This window comes from Streptomyces sp. NPDC001796, assembly GCF_042892355.1.
Taxonomy (GTDB): Bacteria; Actinomycetota; Actinomycetes; order Streptomycetales; family Streptomycetaceae; genus Streptomyces.
The window spans coordinates 319679-337803 of record NZ_JBIAUC010000004.1 but is presented as its reverse complement, the minus strand read 5'-3'; the positions used below and the strand labels follow the sequence as shown (position 1 = coordinate 337803).

19 protein-coding genes are annotated in these 18125 nt (G+C 72.3%); 12 read left to right on the top strand and 7 right to left on the bottom strand.

Translation table 11 applies throughout. The features are described 5' to 3' along the window. Nucleotides 1-175: 175 nt before the first annotated feature. The 5 genes from ACFYZE_RS11145 to ACFYZE_RS11125 all read left to right on the top strand — a co-directional run bounded on the left by ACFYZE_RS11145 (nt 176) and on the right by ACFYZE_RS11125 (nt 6075). Complete coding sequence (locus ACFYZE_RS11145) at nt 176-2470, top strand: hypothetical protein (protein ID WP_388991089.1); 2295 nt, start codon at nt 176-178, stop codon at nt 2468-2470. 134 nt (nt 2471-2604) lie between these two features. Beyond that, nucleotides 2605-3528, top strand: coding sequence for an ABC transporter ATP-binding protein (locus tag ACFYZE_RS11140; RefSeq protein WP_388991087.1), 924 nt, complete (start codon nt 2605-2607; stop codon nt 3526-3528). Continuing rightward, entirely contained in the window at nt 3525-4265 is a 741-nt protein-coding gene (locus ACFYZE_RS11135) for an ABC transporter permease (protein ID WP_388991085.1), read from the top strand. Before ACFYZE_RS11140 ends, ACFYZE_RS11135 begins: the two co-directional genes overlap by 4 nt. Nucleotides 4266-4270: 5 nt before the next feature. Continuing rightward, nucleotides 4271-5464, top strand: coding sequence for a sensor histidine kinase (locus ACFYZE_RS11130; RefSeq protein ID WP_388991083.1), 1194 nt, complete (start codon nt 4271-4273; stop codon nt 5462-5464). Then, the gene (locus tag ACFYZE_RS11125; protein ID WP_388991081.1) at nt 5461-6075 is read left to right on the top strand and encodes a response regulator transcription factor; all 615 of its coding nucleotides are present in this window, start codon (nt 5461-5463) and stop codon (nt 6073-6075) included. The genes ACFYZE_RS11130 and ACFYZE_RS11125 overlap by 4 nt, the downstream gene beginning before the upstream one ends. A 10-nt stretch (nt 6076-6085) precedes the next feature. On the opposite strand, the gene ACFYZE_RS11120 is transcribed toward ACFYZE_RS11125, so the two are convergent. Both ACFYZE_RS11120 and ACFYZE_RS11115 read right to left on the bottom strand, forming a co-directional pair. Next, on the bottom strand, nt 6086-6937 hold the full coding sequence (locus ACFYZE_RS11120) for a transglutaminase-like domain-containing protein (protein WP_388991079.1): 852 nt from the start codon (nt 6935-6937) through the stop codon (nt 6086-6088). A 16-nt stretch (nt 6938-6953) separates the two neighbouring features. Further along, complete coding sequence (locus tag ACFYZE_RS11115; protein WP_388991077.1) at nt 6954-7967, bottom strand: GNAT family N-acetyltransferase; 1014 nt, start codon at nt 7965-7967, stop codon at nt 6954-6956. A gap of 140 nt (nt 7968-8107) precedes the next feature. On the opposite strand from ACFYZE_RS11115, the gene fdxA reads away from it, so the two are divergent. Both fdxA and ACFYZE_RS11105 read left to right on the top strand, forming a co-directional pair. Further along, a complete protein-coding gene (gene fdxA, locus ACFYZE_RS11110) occupies nt 8108-8428 on the top strand; it encodes a ferredoxin (RefSeq protein ID WP_043443616.1) in 321 nt (106 codons plus the stop codon). Between the two features lie 124 nt (nt 8429-8552). After that, nucleotides 8553-9695 (top strand): bifunctional succinyldiaminopimelate transaminase/glutamate-prephenate aminotransferase, encoded by a 1143-nt coding sequence (locus ACFYZE_RS11105; RefSeq protein ID WP_388991075.1) that lies wholly within the window; start codon nt 8553-8555, stop codon nt 9693-9695. Between the two features lie 118 nt (nt 9696-9813). Here ACFYZE_RS11105 and ACFYZE_RS11100 read toward each other — a convergent pair whose 3' ends face one another. Together ACFYZE_RS11100 and ACFYZE_RS11095 are read right to left on the bottom strand one after the other, a co-directional pair. Continuing rightward, the gene (locus ACFYZE_RS11100) at nt 9814-10248 is read right to left on the bottom strand and encodes an ATP-binding protein (protein WP_388991073.1); all 435 of its coding nucleotides are present in this window, start codon (nt 10246-10248) and stop codon (nt 9814-9816) included. Between the two features lie 341 nt (nt 10249-10589). Next, nucleotides 10590-11549, bottom strand: a complete 960-nt coding sequence (locus ACFYZE_RS11095) for a heavy metal transporter (protein WP_388991071.1) — start codon at nt 11547-11549, stop codon at nt 10590-10592. Nucleotides 11550-11645: 96 nt separating this feature from the next. Between ACFYZE_RS11095 and dapE the strand changes: the two genes are divergently transcribed. Beyond that, nucleotides 11646-12725, top strand: coding sequence for a succinyl-diaminopimelate desuccinylase (gene dapE / locus ACFYZE_RS11090; RefSeq protein ID WP_388991069.1), 1080 nt, complete (start codon nt 11646-11648; stop codon nt 12723-12725). Nucleotides 12726-12839: 114 nt separating this feature from the next. Then, nucleotides 12840-13598, top strand: coding sequence for a TIGR00730 family Rossman fold protein (locus ACFYZE_RS11085; RefSeq protein ID WP_388991067.1), 759 nt, complete (start codon nt 12840-12842; stop codon nt 13596-13598). A 331-nt stretch (nt 13599-13929) separates the two neighbouring features. Here the strand turns inward: ACFYZE_RS11085 and folP are convergent, their stop codons facing one another. Next, nucleotides 13930-14790, bottom strand: coding sequence for a dihydropteroate synthase (gene folP / locus ACFYZE_RS11080; RefSeq protein WP_388991065.1), 861 nt, complete (start codon nt 14788-14790; stop codon nt 13930-13932). Between the two features lie 160 nt (nt 14791-14950). Between folP and ACFYZE_RS11075 the strand changes: the two genes are divergently transcribed. Then, nucleotides 14951-15298: a DivIVA domain-containing protein gene (locus tag ACFYZE_RS11075; protein WP_388991063.1), complete on the top strand. Its 348-nt coding sequence runs from the start codon at nt 14951-14953 to the stop codon at nt 15296-15298. After that, entirely contained in the window at nt 15295-15876 is a 582-nt protein-coding gene (locus ACFYZE_RS11070; protein WP_388991061.1) for a DNA-3-methyladenine glycosylase I, read from the top strand. The genes ACFYZE_RS11075 and ACFYZE_RS11070 overlap by 4 nt, the downstream gene beginning before the upstream one ends. Before the next feature lie 47 nt (nt 15877-15923). On the opposite strand, the gene ACFYZE_RS11065 is transcribed toward ACFYZE_RS11070, so the two are convergent. Further along, the gene (locus ACFYZE_RS11065; RefSeq protein ID WP_388991059.1) at nt 15924-16727 is read right to left on the bottom strand and encodes an enoyl-CoA hydratase/isomerase family protein; all 804 of its coding nucleotides are present in this window, start codon (nt 16725-16727) and stop codon (nt 15924-15926) included. Between the two features lie 372 nt (nt 16728-17099). On the opposite strand from ACFYZE_RS11065, the gene ACFYZE_RS11060 reads away from it, so the two are divergent. Then, a complete protein-coding gene (locus ACFYZE_RS11060) occupies nt 17100-17267 on the top strand; it encodes a DUF3117 domain-containing protein (protein ID WP_003966491.1) in 168 nt (55 codons plus the stop codon). A 126-nt stretch (nt 17268-17393) separates the two neighbouring features. Here the strand turns inward: ACFYZE_RS11060 and ACFYZE_RS11055 are convergent, their stop codons facing one another. Next, nucleotides 17394-18092, bottom strand: a complete 699-nt coding sequence (locus ACFYZE_RS11055; RefSeq protein WP_388991459.1) for an O-methyltransferase — start codon at nt 18090-18092, stop codon at nt 17394-17396. Nucleotides 18093-18125: the final 33 nt, after the last annotated feature.

Genomic DNA, 18125 nt, shown 5'->3' with positions numbered 1-18125 from the left:
GGACGTGGGGGTCCCGTGCGGGTTTCCCTCGCGGGCGCGGTCTACGTGGCGCAAGCGGCCAGTATGGTGGTGCGCGCCGCCGAGCCTCCCCCACGCTCTCGGCTTCGCTCGAGCAGGGGGGACCCCCACCTGTTGAGGTCGAAACAGGCGGTGGAGCCAACCGGGAGAACCTGCCTTGAGTCGTGAAACTGACAGCTCGTCCGCCGGGCCCAACGGGCGTGGCCCAGCCGCGTACCCGTCGGGGACGCCGCCGTACGGGACCCCCGTGGCTGCCGGGGACGGTGTCGACGCGAGCCGTCCGGCCTCGCCGTCGGAGGAACGCAAGACCGAGACCACACTGACGACCCGCATCCGGATCAACATCCCCGGATCCCGGCCCATTCCGCCGGTCGTCGTGCGCACCCCCGTCGCGGACGCCGACAGCGCGGCGGACGAAGCGGGCTCCGACACGCGGGCGATGAGCTCCGTGAGCGCGCTCAGCAGCTTCGACCCGCCCGCCGAGCCCGCCGCGCAGGCCGAGGAGAAGACGGCGACGAGCGACTGGTTCGCGCCGCGCAAGCCCGCGGCGGCCAAGGGCGCTCCGGGCAGTGGGTCGACCAACGGCGCCGGTATGCCCGGGGCTTCGGGCATACAAGGCGCGGGCGGCGCGTCGGGCGCGGGGGCGCCCGGCGAGGGCGCTGGTGCCGGCTCGCGGGGCGGCAACGGGGCGTTCGGCGGCCCGGGTGCGCCGAGCGGTCCCGGCGCGGGCGGCACGCGGCCAGGTGGTCCGGGCGCGAGCGGCGCGGGTGGCGCACGTCCCGGCGCTTCCGGTGCGCCGGGCGCACGGCCCGGAGAGCGCCCGGGCGCGAGCTCCTTCGGCGCACGCCCGGGCGGTACGAACGGCGCGGGGCTCCCGGGTGCCACCGGCGCCGGGCCCGTCGCGCCGGGGCACGGCGGCGGCACCGGCTCCTTCGACGTGTCCGACGCGGTGGCGGCCAGCACGGCCTCCTTCCCGGTGATCGGCGCCGACGAGAGCCCCGAACCCCGCCGCGACGACCTTCCGTACTTCTCGGAGCCGGGCCGACGCGGCCCCTCCGGCCCGACCAGCGGCCCCGTCACCGGCGACAGCACGGTCGCCTCGGGCCCCGGCGGGCCCGGCCTGACCGCTCCCGGTACGGGCCCCGGCGGCCCGGGCCTCCTGGCACCCGGCATCCAGAGCACCACCGGCGGACCGCTCGGCCCTGGAGCCCCCGGCGCGCCCGGAGCCGCCCCGGGCCAGGGCCGTCCCGGCGGCGGGCTCAGTGACGACACCGCGATCCTCACCCCGCAGAAGCCCGCCCCCGAACCGGGACCCCAGGGCTTCGGGGGCCCCGGCGGCAACGTCTCCGGGCACACCGTCACCAGCGGCATCCCCGTCGTCCCGTCGGGCGACCGCAGCGGTCCGTTCGGCGCGGGCTCCCCGTTGGAGGCGCCGACGCCGCACACGCCGCCGAAGCTGCCCGATCCGCCCAGGCAGCAGAACACCGGTGCCGCGAAGCCGGCCAAGAAGAAGGGCCGCAGCAAGCTGGTCCTCCTGGGCGGCGGCGTGGTCCTCGTCGCCGGTGTCGCCTACGGCGCCGGACTGCTCATGAACCACTCCGACGTGCCCAAGGGCACCACGGTGCTCGGCGTCGACATCGGTGGCGGCACCCGGGACGAGGCGGTCGAGAAGCTCGACGCCGCGCTGGGCGGCCGGACCGACAAACCCCTGCAGCTGTCGGTCGACGGCAAGTCGGTCCCCCTCAGGCCGGACCAGGCGGGCCTCCAGTTCGACAGCAAGGCCACCGTGGCGGCCGCCGCGACGAGCGACTACAACCCGGTGTCGGTGATCGGCTCGTTGTTCGGTCAGCATCGCGTGGTCCAGCCCGTCATGCCCGTCGACGAGGAGAAGCTGCAGGCCGCCCTGCAGCGGGTCGCGGGCGGCTCCGGGTCGATGGTCGAGGGCACGATCAGGTTCGAGTCCGGCCGGGCGGTCGCCGTGTACGGCAAGGCGGGCAAGGGGATCGACGTCGCCGCGTCCGTCGCGGCCGTCGAGGAGGCGTACCACACCCAGGTGGAGACCGGCTCCGGCACGCCCGTGCGGGTGGCCACCACGACCCGGCAGCCGACGGTCACGAACGCCGAGGTCGACCGGGAGATGAAGGAGTTCGCCGAGCCGGCGATGTCCGGCAAGGTGACGGTGCAGACGGACGCGGCGCACTCGCTCCGGATGAGTCCGCAGAAATCGCTGTGGAAGTTCCTGAGGGTGACGGCTGTCAACGGCAAGCTGGTCGACAAGCCCGACCTTGCCGCCCTGAAGGCGCTCTACGGCCAGGCGTTCGACGGCGTGCTCATCACGCGGGCCAACGGCCAGAAGACGCCCGTGACACCCCAGGACGTCTACGTCGCCCTGCGCCCGGCACTGCTGAGCAAGACCAACCGGGTAGCGGTCATCAACACGAACCCGAGCTGACGGCACCGCACACGGGGGGCGTCCGGCGACGACCGGGCGCCCCCCACGTCACGCCGCAGACATGACATCTGTCATGCCGGAGTGACGACACCCGGCACTGCCGTGCACGCCCCCGGCCCCGGGACGATGGGCCCATGACGACGACAGTGGCGGCCACCGACGTGGTGGTCGGGTTCGAAAAGGTGACCAAGGCCTACGGGGACGTACGGGCCGTGGACGGCCTGTCGCTCGAGCTGCACCCGGGGGAGACCGTGGCCCTGCTCGGGCCCAACGGCGCGGGCAAGTCGACCACCCTCGACCTGCTCCTCGGACTGAAGCCGGCCGACAGCGGCTCCGTGCGCGTGTTCGGGGCCGCCCCGCGCGAGGCCATCGTCGCCGGGCGCGTGGGCGGAATGCTCCAGAGCGGCGGCCTGATGGACGAGGTCACGGTCGCCGAACTGGTCAAGCTCGGCTGCGCTCTGCACCCGAGGCCGTACAAGGTCACCGACGTCCTGGCCCGCGCGGGCATCGCGCAGATCGCCGACCGCAAGGTCAACAAGCTCTCCGGCGGCCAGGCCCAGCGCGTCCGCTTCGCCCTCGCCACCGTGGGCGACAGCGACCTGATCGTGCTGGACGAGCCGACCACCGGCATGGACGTCTCCGCCCGCCAGGCCTTCTGGGCCACCATGCGCGAGCAGGCGGACCAGGGACGTACGGTCCTGTTCGCCACGCACTACCTGGAAGAGGCCGACGCGATCGCGGACCGCGTGCTCGTGCTGCACCGCGGGCGGCTCCTCGCCGACGGCACCGCCGCCGAGATCAAGGCCAAGGCCGGCGCCCGGCGCGTCCGCTTCGACCTGGAGGGCCCGATCGACGAGGCCCCGCTGCGCGCGCTGCCGTTCCTGACCGCCATAGACGTGTCCGGGCAGACCGTACGCATCCAGTCCTCCGACGCCGACGCGACCGTCCACGCGCTGTACGGGCTGGGCGTCTACCCCCGCAACCTCGAAGTCGCCGGGCTCGGGCTCGAGCAGGCGTTCGTCGCCATCACCGAGGCCGAGGAGGCCAAGCAGTCATGAACGCGCTCATCAGGCTGGAACTCAGCCGCGCCCTGCGCAATCGCAAGTTCCTGTTCTTCTCGGTGATCTACCCCTCGATCATCTACCTGATCTTCTCGAGCAGCTCCGGCTCCAGCCAGAAGGTCGGCGACACCGGCCTGACCGTCGCCACCTACCTGATGGTCTCCATGGCCTCCTTCGGCGCCCTGACCGCCGTCCTGATGGGCAACAGCGAGCGCATCGCCAAGGAGCGGGAGAGCGGCTGGGTACGGCAGCTGCGGCTGACCACCCTGCCGGGGCGCGGCTACGTCCTCGCCAAGACGGCCAGTGCCGCCGTCGTCAGCCTGCCGTCGATCGTCGTCGTCTTCGCGGTCGCCGCGGCCGTGAAGCACGTCCGCCTGGACGCCTGGCAGTGGCTCGCCCTCACCGGCGTCATCTGGGCCGGCAGCCTGGTCTTCGCCGCGCTCGGCGTCGCCATCGGGTACGTCGCCTCCGGGGACGCGGTCCGTCCGATCACGATGATCATCTACTTCGGGCTGTCGATTCTCGGCGGTCTGTGGATGCCGTCGACGACCTTCCCGCAGTGGCTGCAGGACATCGCCAAGTGGTTGCCCACCCACGCGTACGCTGCCCTCGGACAGGCCATCGAACAGAGCCAGGCCCCGCACGCCCGGGACATCGCCGTCCTGGTCGTCTTCTTCGCCCTCTTCGCGGGCGGCGCGGCCTGGCTGTACCGGAAGGACACGCTGAAGGCGTGAGTGCCATGACGGAAGACCGACTGCACGAAGGGGTCCGGGTCGAGCGGTTCATGCGCATGGGTGAGCCGCCCCGCAGCCTGGCCGAGGCGCTGCGCAAGCTGGTGTGGATCGTGCCCTGGCTGATCTTCCTCAGTTCGCCGGTGAAGGACCTGACCTCCGGCCACCACTCGGCCGCCGCCGACGCGGCCGGCTGGGTGGGGTTCGTGACCTTCGTCGGTGTCTACCTGGCGGTCGTCTTCCGGAACATGGGCCGGCCGTTCTCGGGACGGACCGTCGCCTCCCTGGTCGCCCTGCTCGCCGCGCTCGCCGTCGTCCTGTGCCTGGCCCTCGGCGGCAACTGGATCGGCCTCTTCGTGTACGTCGCCGTCACCTGCGGCGCGACCCTGCCGCTGCAGATCGCGTACTGGGTGATCCCGCTGAACAGTCTCACGATGCTGCTCGTCGGCCGGTACACCGGCGTGACCGGCATGTGGAACCTCCTGTTGATGGTGACGCTCCTGGGCTTCGCGATGACGGGCGTGCGGCAACTGGTGCGTACGACAGTGGAGCTGCGCAAGGCCCGCGCCACCGTCGCCCAGCTCGCCGCCAACGAGGAGCGGCTGCGCCTGGCCCGCGATCTGCACGACCTGCTCGGCCACTCCCTCTCCCTGATCACGCTGAAGAGCGAGCTGGCCGGCCGTATGCTCCCCGACCACCCCGAGAAGGCGGCCCAGCAGGTCGCCGACATCGAACGGGTCAGCCGACAGGCCCTCGTCGACGTGCGTGAGGCGGTCACCGGGTACCGGCGCCCGCGCCTGTCCGCGGAACTCGCGGGCGCGCAGGTCGCCCTCACGGCGGCCGGAGTCACCGCGGACATACCCGCGGAACCCGACCTCACCGGGGTCGCGGAGGAGAGAGAGTCCGTGCTCGCCTGGGCGCTGCGCGAGGCGGTCACGAATGTCGTACGGCACAGCGGCGCCGGCCGCTGCACGGTGGAGGTGCTGCAACGGCAGACCCTCGACGGGCCCATGCTGGAACTCTCCGTCGAGGACGACGGATCGGGAGGGGCGGGCAACGGCCCGGGCAACGGTCTGACGGGTCTGACCGAGCGTCTTCAGAAGGTCGGCGGCACGCTGGAGGCGGGGCGCGTCCGGCATGGTTTCCGGCTGGTCGCACGCGTGCCCGTGGGCGCCGCGGCCCGCGTAGGATCCGGGGCATGAGCCGTACGATCAAGGTCCTGCTCGCCGAGGACCAGTCGATGGTCCGCGAGGCGCTGGCCGCGCTGCTGGGCCTGGAGGAGGACATCGAGGTCGTCGCCCAGGTCGCCCGCGGTGACGAGGTGCTGTCGGCGGCGCGCGCTCATGAGGTGGACGTGGCACTGCTGGACATCGAGATGCCCGGCGCCACCGGGATCGAGGCGGCGGCCCAGCTGCAGCGCGAGCTGCCGGCGCTGAAGGTGGTCGTGCTGACGACCTTCGGCCGCCCCGGCTATCTGCGCTCCGCGATGGAGGCCGGCGCCGCCGCGTTCCTGGTGAAGGACGCCCCCGCCGCCCAACTCGCCGAGGCGGTACGGAAGGTGCTCGCCGGAGAACGGGTCATCGACCCCACGCTCGCGGCGGCCGCCCTGGCCGACGGCGCCAACCCGCTGACGGAACGCGAACGCGAGGTCCTGCGCGCGGCGGCGAACGGCGCGACCAACGCGGAACTGGCGGCGACGCTGCATCTGTCCCAGGGGACGGTCCGGAACTACCTGTCCACCGCCATACAGAAACTGGCGGTGCGAAACAGGGCGGAGGCCGTGCGAATGGCTCGTGAGAAGGGCTGGCTGTAGCCGCACCTCGTCAGTTGAGCATCGCTCGTGCAGCCCGGGCCTGCCCCCGCACCCGCTCCCCGGCCGCGTCATCGACGGCGGAAACGACGTCGGCGTAGGCATCCAGCTCCGCGGCCCCCCGCAGGAACTCCCCCCGCTGCACCAGAAGCTGCGCGTGCTCGTACCGCAACCGCGCCGGATGCGACGGCACCAGCAACGACAACTCCACCGCCCACAGTGCGACCTCCGACCGCTCGGGCCGTGCCGCGGCCCACGCCCGGATGTTGTTCAACACCCGCAGCACGACATCCAGCGGATCGGCAGGGGTGAGCATCGAAGGATCGAGCGGCGCCCCCGTGGCGCCGACGACCAGCATCTCGGCGTCACCGCCGGTCAGCACCCGGCCGCCGTCGAACGGATCGGCCAGCACCTGTTCCTCCGGCGGCCCGAACCCCACGACGAAGTGCCCGGGCAGTGCGACCCCGTACACCGGCGCCCCCGCCCGGCGCGCCACCTCGATCCACACCACCGACAGCAGGATCGGCAGCCCGTGCCGCCGCCGCAGCACCGCGTGCAGCAACGACGACTCCAGGCGCTCGTAGTCCGCGGCGGAGCCACGGAACCCGCAGCGGCCCCCGAGGACGTCCGCCAGCGCCTCGGCCCAGGCCCGCGGCCCGTCCGGACGGAACGGCACCAGCCCGGCCAGCCGGTCCAGCTCGATCTGCGCGGCGTCGATCCCGGCCTCGTCCAGCTCCCCGTCCGCCGCCGCGCCCACGAGCAGGCACAGCGTCGCGAGATCCGGCCGTTCGGACCGCGCCTCCTCGCCGAACCGCCGCCGCACCTCGGCGGCCCGCTCCGGCTCCGGGGGACGGGAGCCACGCATCACAACCTCGCACCCCTCACGTCACCGGTCCGCGAGAGCCCTCCGGCTCCCGGTAGTGGTGATATGCATGATGCGCCCCGAAACCCAGTCCCGCGTACAGGGCCCGCGCACCCTCGTTGTCCGTCTCCACCTGGAGCCAGGCCGCCGAAGCGCCCTCGTCCAGGGCCTGCCTGGCCAGCGCCGCCATCACGGCGGTGGCCAGGCCACGCCGACGCTGCTCCGGGTCGACCTCGACCGCCGCGAAACCGGCCCACCGCCCGTCCACCACGCACCGCCCGATCGCCGCCGGAGGGGCGCCCTGAGCTCCCGGCACCGTCGCGAACCACACCGAGGGCCCGCCGCCGAGCACCTTCAGAGCCACCTCGCTCAGCCCCTTGCGCTGGTAGCGGGCGAGCCACGCCTCGTCGGCCGTGCGGGACACCTCCACCCCGGGCGCCTCGCGGTCCGCGAGGGGCGCCAGGGAGCCGGTCCACAGCTCGGCGGTCACCTCCCGCGTCCAGCCGCGCGCCTCGAGCTCCGCGCACAGCAGTTCCTGCGTGCCCTCGGCTCCGGTCGCGAGCTGTATGTAGGCGGGCAGGCCACGCTCCGTGTACCAGCGCCGGACGGCCGTCAGGGCCTCGTCCAGCGGCAGCCCGGGGTCGCCGAGGGGCAGTGCCGAGTTGGCCCGCCGCGTGAACCCGGCGGCCGCCCGCAGCTCCCACTCACCGAGCCGCTCCCGCTCCACCGGCTGCCAGGCCCGGGCGGCGATCCGAACGAGCTCCTCGTAGGACGCCGCGGGACCCCTGCGACGCGCCGGAGCTGCGGGGACGACCTTGGCCGCGACCAGCGACGATTCCGCGATCCGGACGCTTTGGCCGTCCCGCCGTGTGATCAGCAGCACACCTTGATCCCATGATGTGAGAACTCCGACCGTGTCGGTGAACTTCTCACCCTCGGCGGCATGTTCGTTCCACCGCCGTACGGAGACGCGTTTTCCCACGTCAGCAGCGGTGATGCGGATCTCGAGCCGTCCGCCCGCAGAGATTTCCACAGGTCAGTTCACCCCTCCTGTTCGGATCATGCCCCGGAACGGAGATACTAGGTGCGGGCATCGACGACGCCGCGCTCCCGCGCGCCAGGCGGCGGAGCCTGAGGAGGCCCGCCAGCGCCCTACCGAGGAGGAACGACAGCGTGACCTACGTCATCGCAGAGCCTTGTGTCGACGTCAAGGACAAGGCGTGCATCGAGGAGTGCCCGGTCGACTGCATCTACGAGGGCCAGCGGTCCTTGTACATCCACCCGGACGAATGCGTCGACTGTGGGGCCTGTGAACCGGTCTGCCCGGTCGAGGCGATCTTCTACGAGGACGACACTCCCGAGGAGTGGAAGGACTACTACAAGGCGAACGTCGAGTTCTTCGACGAGCTCGGCTCGCCCGGTGGCGCCAGCAAGCTGGGGCTGATCGAGCGCGACCACCCCTTCATCGCGGCGCTGCCCCCGATGAACCAGTAAGCGGCCCGGAGGCCAATTGTTCCGGTCCCGTGCGGTGCCCGCCGGGCGCCGCACGGGACCGAGGCGTTTGGCGCACCTCCGTTCGCAGAGGGCGCCCGCCGTAGCAGAAAGTGAGCCCGATCCCGTGTCCGCAGTCTCCGACCGCCCTCCCGTCTCCCGCCAGCACCCTGCCAAGGAGTCGGTTCGCGACCGCCTTCCCGTCTTCCCCTGGGACAAGCTGGAGCCGTACAAGAAGACGGCCGCCGCGCACCCGGACGGGATCGTCGACCTGTCCGTCGGCACCCCGGTCGACCCCGTGCCCGAGCTGATCCAGAAGGCGCTGGTGGCGGCGGCGGACTCCCCGGGCTACCCGACCGTCTGGGGCACGCCCGAGCTGCGTGACGCGATCACGGGCTGGGTGGAGCGCCGCCTCGGCGCCCGCGGCGTCAGCCACCGGCACGTGCTGCCGATCGTCGGCTCCAAGGAACTCGTCGCCTGGCTGCCGACCCAGCTCGGGCTCGGCCCCGGCGACAAGGTCGCCTACCCGCGTCTGGCCTACCCGACGTACGAGGTGGGCGCACGCCTGGCCCGCGCGGACCACGTGGCCTACGACGACCCGACGGAGCTGGACCCGAGGGACCTCAGGCTCCTCTGGCTCAACTCCCCGTCGAACCCGACGGGCAAGGTGCTGGGCAAGGAGGAGCTGACGAGGATCGTCGCCTGGGCCCGCGAGCACGGCGTACTGCTGTTCTCCGACGAGTGCTACATCGAGCTGGGCTGGGAGTCCGACCCCGTCTCGGTCCTCCACCCCGACGTGAACGGCGGCTCGTACGACGGCATCGTGTCGGTCCACTCCCTCTCCAAGCGCTCGAACCTGGCGGGCTACCGCGCGGCCTTCCTCGCCGGTGACCCCGCGGTCCTCGGCCCGCTCCTGGAGATCCGCAAGCACGGCGGCATGATGACGTCGGCGCCCACACAGGCCGCCGTGGTGGCCGCGCTGGGCGACGACGCGCACGTCCGTGAACAGCGCGAGCGGTACGCGGCCCGGCGCACGGCCCTGCGCGCCGCCCTGCTGAAGCACGGCTTCCGGATCGAGCACAGCGAGGCGAGCCTGTACCTGTGGGCGACCCGCGACGAGTCCTGCTGGCAGACGGTGGCCCACCTGGCCGACCTGGGCATTCTGGTGGCACCCGGTGACTTCTACGGCGAGGCGGGCGAGAAGTTCGTACGGGTGGCCCTGACGGCGACGGACGAGAGGGTACGGGCGGCTGTGGACCGCCTGGCGTGACCGCGACGGCCGCGCAGCCCCCAGCCACGGGGCACGGTTTCGGCCAAGTTCAGCTGCAACAGACGGAGGGTCCAGGGAACACTTCCCTGGACCCTCAGCCGTACGACCGCCGGAGGCGTCAGCCCCCGAGCGGCAGCCCCTTCGGCAGCCCGCCCTTGGTCGCGCCCCCGAGCAGCCCGCCGGCCTGCCCCGCCGCGTCCCCGGCCACCTTCTGCGCGACCGGCGCCGCCGTCCCGACGACCTTCCCGCCGGTTCGGCTCACCGCCGGCACCGCCTTCCTGGCCGCCTGGCTTCCGGCCTTGACCGCGTGGCTGCCGGTGTCACCCGCGACCCCGGTGACCTGCTGCGCCGCACCGTCGGCCTTCTGGGCCGCGCCGTCGACGGCGGTGCCGACCTGCGCGGTGTCCAGGGCGGTGAGCCCACCGAGGTTCGGGGCGGCCGGCAGATCGGTGGTCGCCGCGCTGGCGGAGCCGGCCGCACCGACCACGGGCGCCGCTCCCGCCGCGATCAGCAGCGCGGCACGGGCGATCCGGTGGGTCAGGGGGAGGGACATGATGCTCCTTAGACGGGAGAGAACGGTGAAGTTTTCGACTGCGCCCGGGAGTTCGGCCGATTCGGCTGTTCATCGTTCCGGGCTCGGACGCAGTGACTACCGCTCGAAGCCCGCGAAGGTTGCGGTGAGCCGATGTAAAGAGTTGGCAATGCGTCGCATTATCAGGTGGGGATGAAATCGGGCAAACGGCAACCGGCCGGAAAGTCTGCCGAATCCTTACAGCCCTTTGTTTGCAAGGGGCTCGGCGCGTACGCCGAAGTCCGCGCAAAAAAGTGCGCGCCCCGTCGACGAGGCGCGCCGCGCATTACCCGCAGGAGTGAGAACTCGTACTGCTGCCCGGACTATCCCCCGGTGATGATGCGGACTTCGGTGTCCGACGCCTCCCCGTCGCCGGAGCCGGTCGTACGCCACTCGCCGGCGAAGCCTCCGCGCGACCACTCCCGGCCCGCGAAGGAGACGCGCGAGATGTGCAGCGCCGAGGAGTTGGCCACGGCCCAGTGCGCCAGCTCCCAGCCGCGCTCACGGGCAGTCCCCGAGGCGGTGGACCTCTTGGGCACCGGGATCGTCACCGCGTCGTCGGCGGCCCCCGTCGGCGTGCCCGTGGGAGACGGCGACGGCCGCCGGGGGACCACCTCCGCGCCGGCCGTCTGGAGCACGTCGCGCCCGAAGTCCCGTACCAGCGCGGCCCGCACCGCGTCGGGACCCCCGGTCGCCGTCGGCGCGGGACGCCCCTGGCAGGTCAGCGTGCCCGCCGCGCGGCCGGTCAGCGCGGCGGCGAGCAGCACGGCGTCCGGCTCGTGCTTCGCGTACGCCTCCGGATAGCCGCTGCGCTGCACCCGCTGCGCGGCGACCGTCAGCGGAAGACCCGTGTAGTCCGGCACCTTGGCCAGGTGCTCGTAGAACACGCCCGCCGCGTACGTCGGGTCCATGATCTGCTTCTTGGTGCCCCAGCCCTGCGACGGGCGCTGCTGGAACAGGCCGAGCGAATCCCGGTCGCCGTGTTCTATGTTGCGCAGGCCGGACTCCTGCAGGGCGGTCGCGAGCGCGATGGTCACCGCGCGTTCCGGCATGCCGCGGGTGGTGCCGATGGCGGCGATCGTCGCCGCGTTCACCGCCTGCTCCGGAGTGAACTCGTACGAGGCCCCGTCGTCCTTTCCGGAGACGACCCGGCATCTCGGCGCTGCCGAACCGGTGAGGTACTGGACGACGAGATAGCCCGCGAGGGCGAGCAGGACCACGAAGGCCGCCCCGAAACGGAGGAGGCGGCCACGTCGGACGGGAGTAGGGGACGGCTCTGACACGCCGTACAAGGTACTGGAGGTGAACAGCCGGTTGCCCGGCCCTGTGGACAACTCCTGCGGCAGGCGCGCACGGTCGGGCGCGCTAGGGTCGGGGACATGGCCGATACCCCGCTTGACCTCACGCTGGACGCCGCTCGGCTCACCGCGCGGCTCGTCGACTTCCCCTCCGAGAGCGGCACCGAGAAGCCTCTCGCGGACGTCATCGAGGCCGCGCTGCGCGCCCTGCCGCACCTGACGGTCGACCGGTACGGCAACAACGTGGTGGCCCGTACGGACCTGGGGCGGCCTGAGCGCGTCATCCTGGCGGGCCACATCGACACGGTCCCGATCGCGGACAACGTGCCCTCCCGCCTGGACGCGGACGGTGTGCTGTGGGGCTGCGGCACCTGCGACATGAAGTCGGGCGTCGCCGTTCAGCTCCGCATCGCGGCGACGGTCCCCGAGCCCAACCGCGACCTGACGTTCGTCTTCTACGACAACGAAGAGGTCGACGCACACCTGAACGGTCTGAAGCATGTGTCCGACGCCCACCCGGAGTGGCTGGAGGGCGACTTCGCGGTGCTGCTCGAGCCCTCCGACGGCCAGGTCGAGGGCGGCTGCCAGGGCACACTGCGTGTCGAGCTGAGGACCAGGGGCGAGCGGGCCCACTCGGCCCGCTCCTGGATGGGCTCGAACGCGATCCACGCGGCGGCTCCGATCCTGGCCCGCCTGGCCGCCTACGAACCGCGTCGCCCGGTCATCGACGGGCTGGAGTACCGGGAGGGCCTGAACGCGGTCGGCATCTCCGGCGGGGTGGCCGGAAACGTGATCCCCGACGAATGCGTCGTGACGGTCAACTTCCGATACGCGCCGGACCGCGGCGAGGAGGAGGCGGTCGCGCACGTCCGTGAGGTGTTCGCGGACTGCGGCGTGGCGGAGTTCCAGGTGGTCGACCACAGCGGGGGCGCCCTGCCGGGGCTGTCCCACCCGGCCGCGGCTGCGTTCATCGAGGCGGTCGGCGGCACCCCGATGCCCAAGTACGGCTGGACGGACGTCGCCCGTTTCAGCGCGCTCGGCGTCCCGGCGGTCAACTACGGTCCCGGCAACCCGCTCTTGGCGCACAAGCGGGACGAGCGGGTGGAGACCGCGAAGATCCTCACGGCGGAGGAGCGCCTGCGGGCCTGGCTGACGTCCTGATCTGCCGCCGGACGTGGGGGAGGGGCGTCCGAGCCGGACATGCCCACGTCCCTCCTCCGTAACCCGCGCGGATCTACGCTGGGGTGGAACCACCCCCGAGCGGAGGGAGCGCACATGCCTACCGGCAACCCCGAGGGGAAGAAGATCCCACCGGATGAGCAGCGGCTCGGTCCGGTGCTGCGCAGACGGGGCCAGGTGACGAGGAGCACGACGGACCAGCGGCTGCTGGACGAGCGCGCCCCCACCGACTGGGTCCACACGGACCCGTGGCGTGTCCTGCGCATCCAGTCGGAGTTCATCGAGGGTTTCGGCACGCTGGCCGAACTCCCACCCGCGATCAGCGTGTTCGGCTCGGCGCGGACGCCGGTGGACTCGCCGGAGTACGACGCGGGCGTACGGCTCGGGCGCGGCCTGGTGGAGGCGGGCTGGGCGGTGATCACCGGTGGCGGCCCGGGCGCGATGGAGGCGGCGAACAAGGGGGCCTGCGAGGCGAAGGGGATCTCGGTCGGCCTCGGCATCGAGCTGCCGTTCGAGCAGGGGCTGAACCCGTACGTCGACATCGGCCTGAACTTCCGGTATTTCTTCGTCCGCAAGATGATGTTCGTCAAGTACGCGCAGGGGTTCGTGGTCCTGCCGGGCGGCCTCGGCACGCTGGACGAACTGTTCGAGGCGCTGACCCTGGTCCAGACGCAGAAGGTGACACGCTTCCCGATCGTGCTGTACGGCACCTCGTACTGGGGCGGCCTGGTCGACTGGCTCAAGAGCACCCTGGTGGCCCAGGGCAAGGCCTCGGAGAAGGACCTGCTCCTGTTCCACCTCACGGACGACGTGGAGGAGGCGGTGGCCCTCGTCTCCAAGGAGGCGGGACGCTAGGCGCTGAGCCTGAACCGGGCGGCGGGTCGCCCGGTGGCGGGTACGCCCCCCGGCGCGTGGGTGCCGCCCCTGGGGGCTCCGCCCCCGGCCCTCTTTCGGCCTTCGGCCCGAAGACCGGAGGTGACTCGGCGGATGCCCGGCCGCGAGCCGGACGTGGCTGGTCGCGCAGTTCCCCGCGCCCCTTCAGGGGCGCGGCCCCCCTGGTCAGGGGTGCAGGGGGCGCAGCCCCGCCGCGCCGGGGTTCCAGGTGCGGAGCCGCCCCTGGTGGGGTCGAAGGGGCGGAGCCCCTGAAGGTCGGACGGGCAGGGGCGGCGGGGGCGAGGGACCTCCGTCAGGCCAGGCCCCGCCGCGCCACCGCCGGCGGCCGGTGGCCCGCGATCGACGCCACCATGTCCAGCACCTGCCGGGTCTCCGCCACCTCGTGCACCCGGTACACCTGCGCCCCCAGCCACGCCGACACCGCCGTCGTCGCCAACGTCCCCAACACCCGCTCCTTCACCGGCTTGTCCAGTGTCTCCCCGACGAAGTCCTTGTTGGACAGCGACACCAGCACCGGCCACCCGGTGGCCACCATCTCGTCCAGCCGCCGCGTCGCCTCCAGGCTGTGCCGCGTGTTCTTCCCGAAGTCGTGGCCGGGGTCGATGAGGACCGACTCGCGCGGCACCCCGAGAGCCACCGCCCGCTCCGCCAGCCCCACCGTCACCTTCAGAATGTCGGCCACGACGTCGTCGTACGTCACCCGGTGCGGACGCGTCCGCGGCGGCGCACCCCCGGCGTGCGTGCACACCAGCCCCACCCCGTACCGCGCCGCGACCTCCGCGAGCCGTGGATCGACCCCGCCCCAGGCGTCGTTCAGGAGATCGGCGCCCGCCTCGCACACGGCCTCGCCCACCTCGTGCCGCCAGGTGTCCACACTGATCACGACGTCCGGGAACCGCCGCCGCACCTCCGCGACGAAACCGACCGTCCGCCGGGCCTCCTCCTCGGCCGTGACCTCCTCGCCCGGCCCGGCCTTCACCCCGCCGACGTCGATGATCGCGGCGCCCTCGGCCACCGCCTGCTCCACGCGCGCGAGGGCGGGCTCGTCGCGGAACGTGGCCCCCTGGTCGTAGAAGGAGTCCGGGGTCCGGTTCACGATCGCCATGATCACCGGCTCGTGCTCGCCGAATTCCCGCCTGCCCAGCCTGAGCATCCCCTGTGACCTCTTCCAGTACGTTCCGTTCCTCGGCCGCCTGTGACCTTAATTGTCGGCGACGCATGGCACGATCTGACCCAGAGAGAAAGACAGACTCGACATCGGCACTTCCGCGTCGGCGCGCAGCGCGCCGGCACCGAGCGTGGGGACTTAAGTGATGCTCATGTTCTTGTTCCTGGTCGTCGCGCTCGCCGTCGTGGTCGCCGCGGTGACACTGGCCGTGGTGGGAGGCGGCGAGAGCACCCCGCTGCCGGAGGCGGCCCCCGAGCGGTTCGAAGACCCGCTCCCGCCGGACCGCCCCGTCGCGCGCGACGACGTGGAGGCCCTGCGCTTTCCGCTCGCCGTCCGGGGCTACCGCATGGCCGACGTGGACGACGCGCTCGGCCGCCTCGGCGCCGAGATCGCCGAGCGGGACGCCCGTATCGCCGACCTGGAGGCCGCGCTCGCCGGCGCCCGCGCCGCAGGACCGGCAGCGGACGAGCGGGCCGAAGGAGACCCCCGGTGAGCGGTGCGGCCGTCGCGGGGCCCGACGGCGTGCTGCGCTGCCCCTGGGCACTGTCCACCGAGGACTACGTGGCGTACCACGACGAGGAGTGGGGCCGCCCGGTCCACGGCGACGACGCGCTGTACGAGCGGCTGTGCCTGGAGGCGTTCCAGTCGGGTCTGTCGTGGATCACGATCCTTCGCCGCCGCGAGGGCTTCCGCGCCGCCTTCGCCGACTTCCGGATCGCCAAGGTGGCCGCGTTCACGGGCGCCGACCAGGAGCGTCTGCTCGCCGACCCGGGCATCATCCGCAACCGCGCCAAGATCGAGGCGACGCTCGCCAACGCACGCGTGCTGGCCGAGTGGGCCCCGGGCGAGCTCGACGAGTTGATCTGGTCGTACGCCCCCGACGGCGCATCCCGCCCGGCCCCGGCGACCCTGGCCGACGTTCCCGCGGTCACCGAGGAGTCGACAGCGCTCTCCAGGGCCCTGAAGAAGCGCGGCATACGCTTCGTCGGCCCCACCACCGCGTACGCGCTGATGCAGGCCTGCGGCCTGGTGAACGACCACCTCGCGGACTGCGCCGCCCGCGGCGACTGACTCCCGCCGATCGACCGGGGCGGCGCACGGCGACCTTGGTCGCAGACCTACCGGCCCAGGTACTTCGGCCTCTCCTTGTTCACGAACGCCTCTACCGCGATCGCGTGGTCCTCGGACGAGCCCGCCCGCGTCTGCAGCTCGTCCTCCTTCTCCAGGGTCTCCTCCAAGGAGTGGGTCAGCCCGTAGGCCACCGCCTCCTTGATCGCCGCGTACGCCACCGTCGGCCCCTCGGCGAGCGCCACGGCCACCTTCTCCGCCTCCGTCCGCAGCTCGTCGGCGGGGACAACCCGGTTCGCGATGCCGAGTTCCAACGCCTCCTGGGCGCCGATGCTCCGCGGGAAGAGCAGCAGGTCGGCCGCGCGCCCGGGACCGACCACGCGGGGCAGCGTCCAGGAGACGCCCGAGTCGGCCGTCAGCGCGACCCCCGCGAACGACGTGTTGAAGGACGCGGTGCCCGACACGATCCGGTAGTCCGCGGCCAGCGCGAATCCGAAGCCGGCCCCGGCCGCGACCCCGTTCACCGCGGCCACCACCGGCTTGGGCGCACCCGCCAGGGCCCGGACGATCGGGTTGTAGTGCTCCCGGACCGTGCTCATCGTCCGGCCCGAGCCGGTCTCCCGGTCGGCGGCCAGCAACCCGATGTGCTCCTTGAGGTCCTGCCCCACACAGAACGCCCGGTCCCCGGCGGCGGTGAGCAGGATCGCGCGTACGGAGCCGTCGTCCGCCGCGGACCGCACCGCGTCCCGGAGTGCGACCTTGGTCGCGATGTTCAGTGCGTTCATCGCCTCCGGACGGTTCAGCGTGATCGTCGCGAGTCCGTCGCTCACCTCGTAGAGCACGGTGTCGGCCATGGTGGTCCCCTCCGGTGTCGCGCCTCGGGCGTACCGGCCGGTACGCCCACGTCCGAAGGACAGCATGGCCGAGATCACCGTCCGAGGAACGGACCGGACGTGTGACCTGGGTCAAAGAATTCCCGCAGGGATCCGGTCGGCGGATGTCCGTGCGGGGGCGAAGTATCACAGTCACATCGGCGAATTGAGTGGTTTTGCTCGCGCGTGTTGCCCAAGCGATGCCGACTGATGTTGGTCATCGGGTCATGAGATGCGGGATAATGGCCTGGAAGCAATGTGTTCGATGCCGGTGTCGCGTGTCCTGTGAGGGATCGCGTGCCCTTCAAGGGGCCGTCGGCTGACGATGAGCTGGTTTCAGGAAGGGGAACGAGCATGGCGGCCATGAAGCCGCGGACGGGCGACGGCCCGCTCGAGGTGACCAAGGAGGGGCGGGGCATCGTCATGCGCGTTCCGCTCGAAGGCGGCGGTCGGCTCGTCGTCGAGCTGACCCCGGACGAGGCCGACGCGCTCGGCGACGCCCTCAAGAAGGTCGTCGGCTGACGCGGCAGACCCCGGATTTCAGCTGCCCCGGCATCGTACGCGGTGCCGGGGACCGCTTTTTCCAGGGGGGCTTCCGGGGGGTGCTTCGACCCGGACGGCCCGCCCGCCCCGCACCCACGGCCGTGCTCACCGCCTGACCGCGCACAGCAGTCCGTCCCCCACCGGGAGCAGCGAGGGCACGAGGTCGGGGCTCTCCCGCACCGTGCGCAGCAGCTCCCGCAGCCGCAGCACCTCGGTGGGCTGAGGCCCCGAGTCGACCGTACGGCCGTTGGCGAAGGCGCCCTCGAACACGACCAGCCCGCCGGGACGCAGCAGACGCAACGATTCCGCGAGGTAGTCGAGCACCTCGAGCCGGTCGCCGTCGCAGAACATGAGGTCGTAGCCGGCGTCCGCGAGCCGCGGCAGGACGTCCAGGGCGCGGCCCGGGATGAAGCGGGCCCGGTTGCTGGCGAAGCCGGAGGCTCGGAAGGCCTGGCGGGCGAACTGCTGGTGCTCCGGCTCCGGATCCACCGTGGTCAGCACGCCGTCCGGCCGCATGCCGTGCAGCAGATGGATCCCGGAGACACCGCATCCCGTTCCGATCTCCGCCACCGCCTTGGCGTCCACGGTGGCGGCGAGCATGCGCAGCGCGGCGCCCGTGCCGGGCGACACCGAGCGCAGCCCTGCTTCACGGGCCCGTTCCCGGGCCCAGCGCAGCGCGTCGTCCTCGGCGACATAGGCGTCGGCGAACGCCCAGCTCGTCTGCCGGTTGCCGGTAATGACCCTCTCCTGTCCCCGTGATTGCTTGGGCGTGACTGTATCCGTTGACGGCGGGAACCCGCAGATGGGACCGGGCGTTGAGGAGAGCGGGAAGAGGGC

Coding starts and splice junctions, on each gene's coding strand:
- ACFYZE_RS11075 (WP_388991063.1), top strand. CDS start 14,951: ATGCTCATGTTCTTGTTCCTGGTCGTCGCGCTCGCCGTCGTGGTCGCC.
- ACFYZE_RS11140 (WP_388991087.1), top strand. CDS start 2,605: ATGACGACGACAGTGGCGGCCACCGACGTGGTGGTCGGGTTCGAAAAG.
- ACFYZE_RS11085 (WP_388991067.1), top strand. CDS start 12,840: ATGCCTACCGGCAACCCCGAGGGGAAGAAGATCCCACCGGATGAGCAG.
- ACFYZE_RS11135 (WP_388991085.1), top strand. CDS start 3,525: ATGAACGCGCTCATCAGGCTGGAACTCAGCCGCGCCCTGCGCAATCGC.
- ACFYZE_RS11065 (WP_388991059.1), bottom strand. CDS start 16,727: ATGGCCGACACCGTGCTCTACGAGGTGAGCGACGGACTCGCGACGATC.
- ACFYZE_RS11125 (WP_388991081.1), top strand. CDS start 5,461: ATGAGCCGTACGATCAAGGTCCTGCTCGCCGAGGACCAGTCGATGGTC.
- ACFYZE_RS11060 (WP_003966491.1), top strand. CDS start 17,100: ATGGCGGCCATGAAGCCGCGGACGGGCGACGGCCCGCTCGAGGTGACC.
- ACFYZE_RS11130 (WP_388991083.1), top strand. CDS start 4,271: ATGACGGAAGACCGACTGCACGAAGGGGTCCGGGTCGAGCGGTTCATG.
- folP (WP_388991065.1), bottom strand. CDS start 14,790: ATGCTCAGGCTGGGCAGGCGGGAATTCGGCGAGCACGAGCCGGTGATC.
- ACFYZE_RS11120 (WP_388991079.1), bottom strand. CDS start 6,937: ATGCGTGGCTCCCGTCCCCCGGAGCCGGAGCGGGCCGCCGAGGTGCGG.
- ACFYZE_RS11100 (WP_388991073.1), bottom strand. CDS start 10,248: ATGTCCCTCCCCCTGACCCACCGGATCGCCCGTGCCGCGCTGCTGATC.
- dapE (WP_388991069.1), top strand. CDS start 11,646: ATGGCCGATACCCCGCTTGACCTCACGCTGGACGCCGCTCGGCTCACC.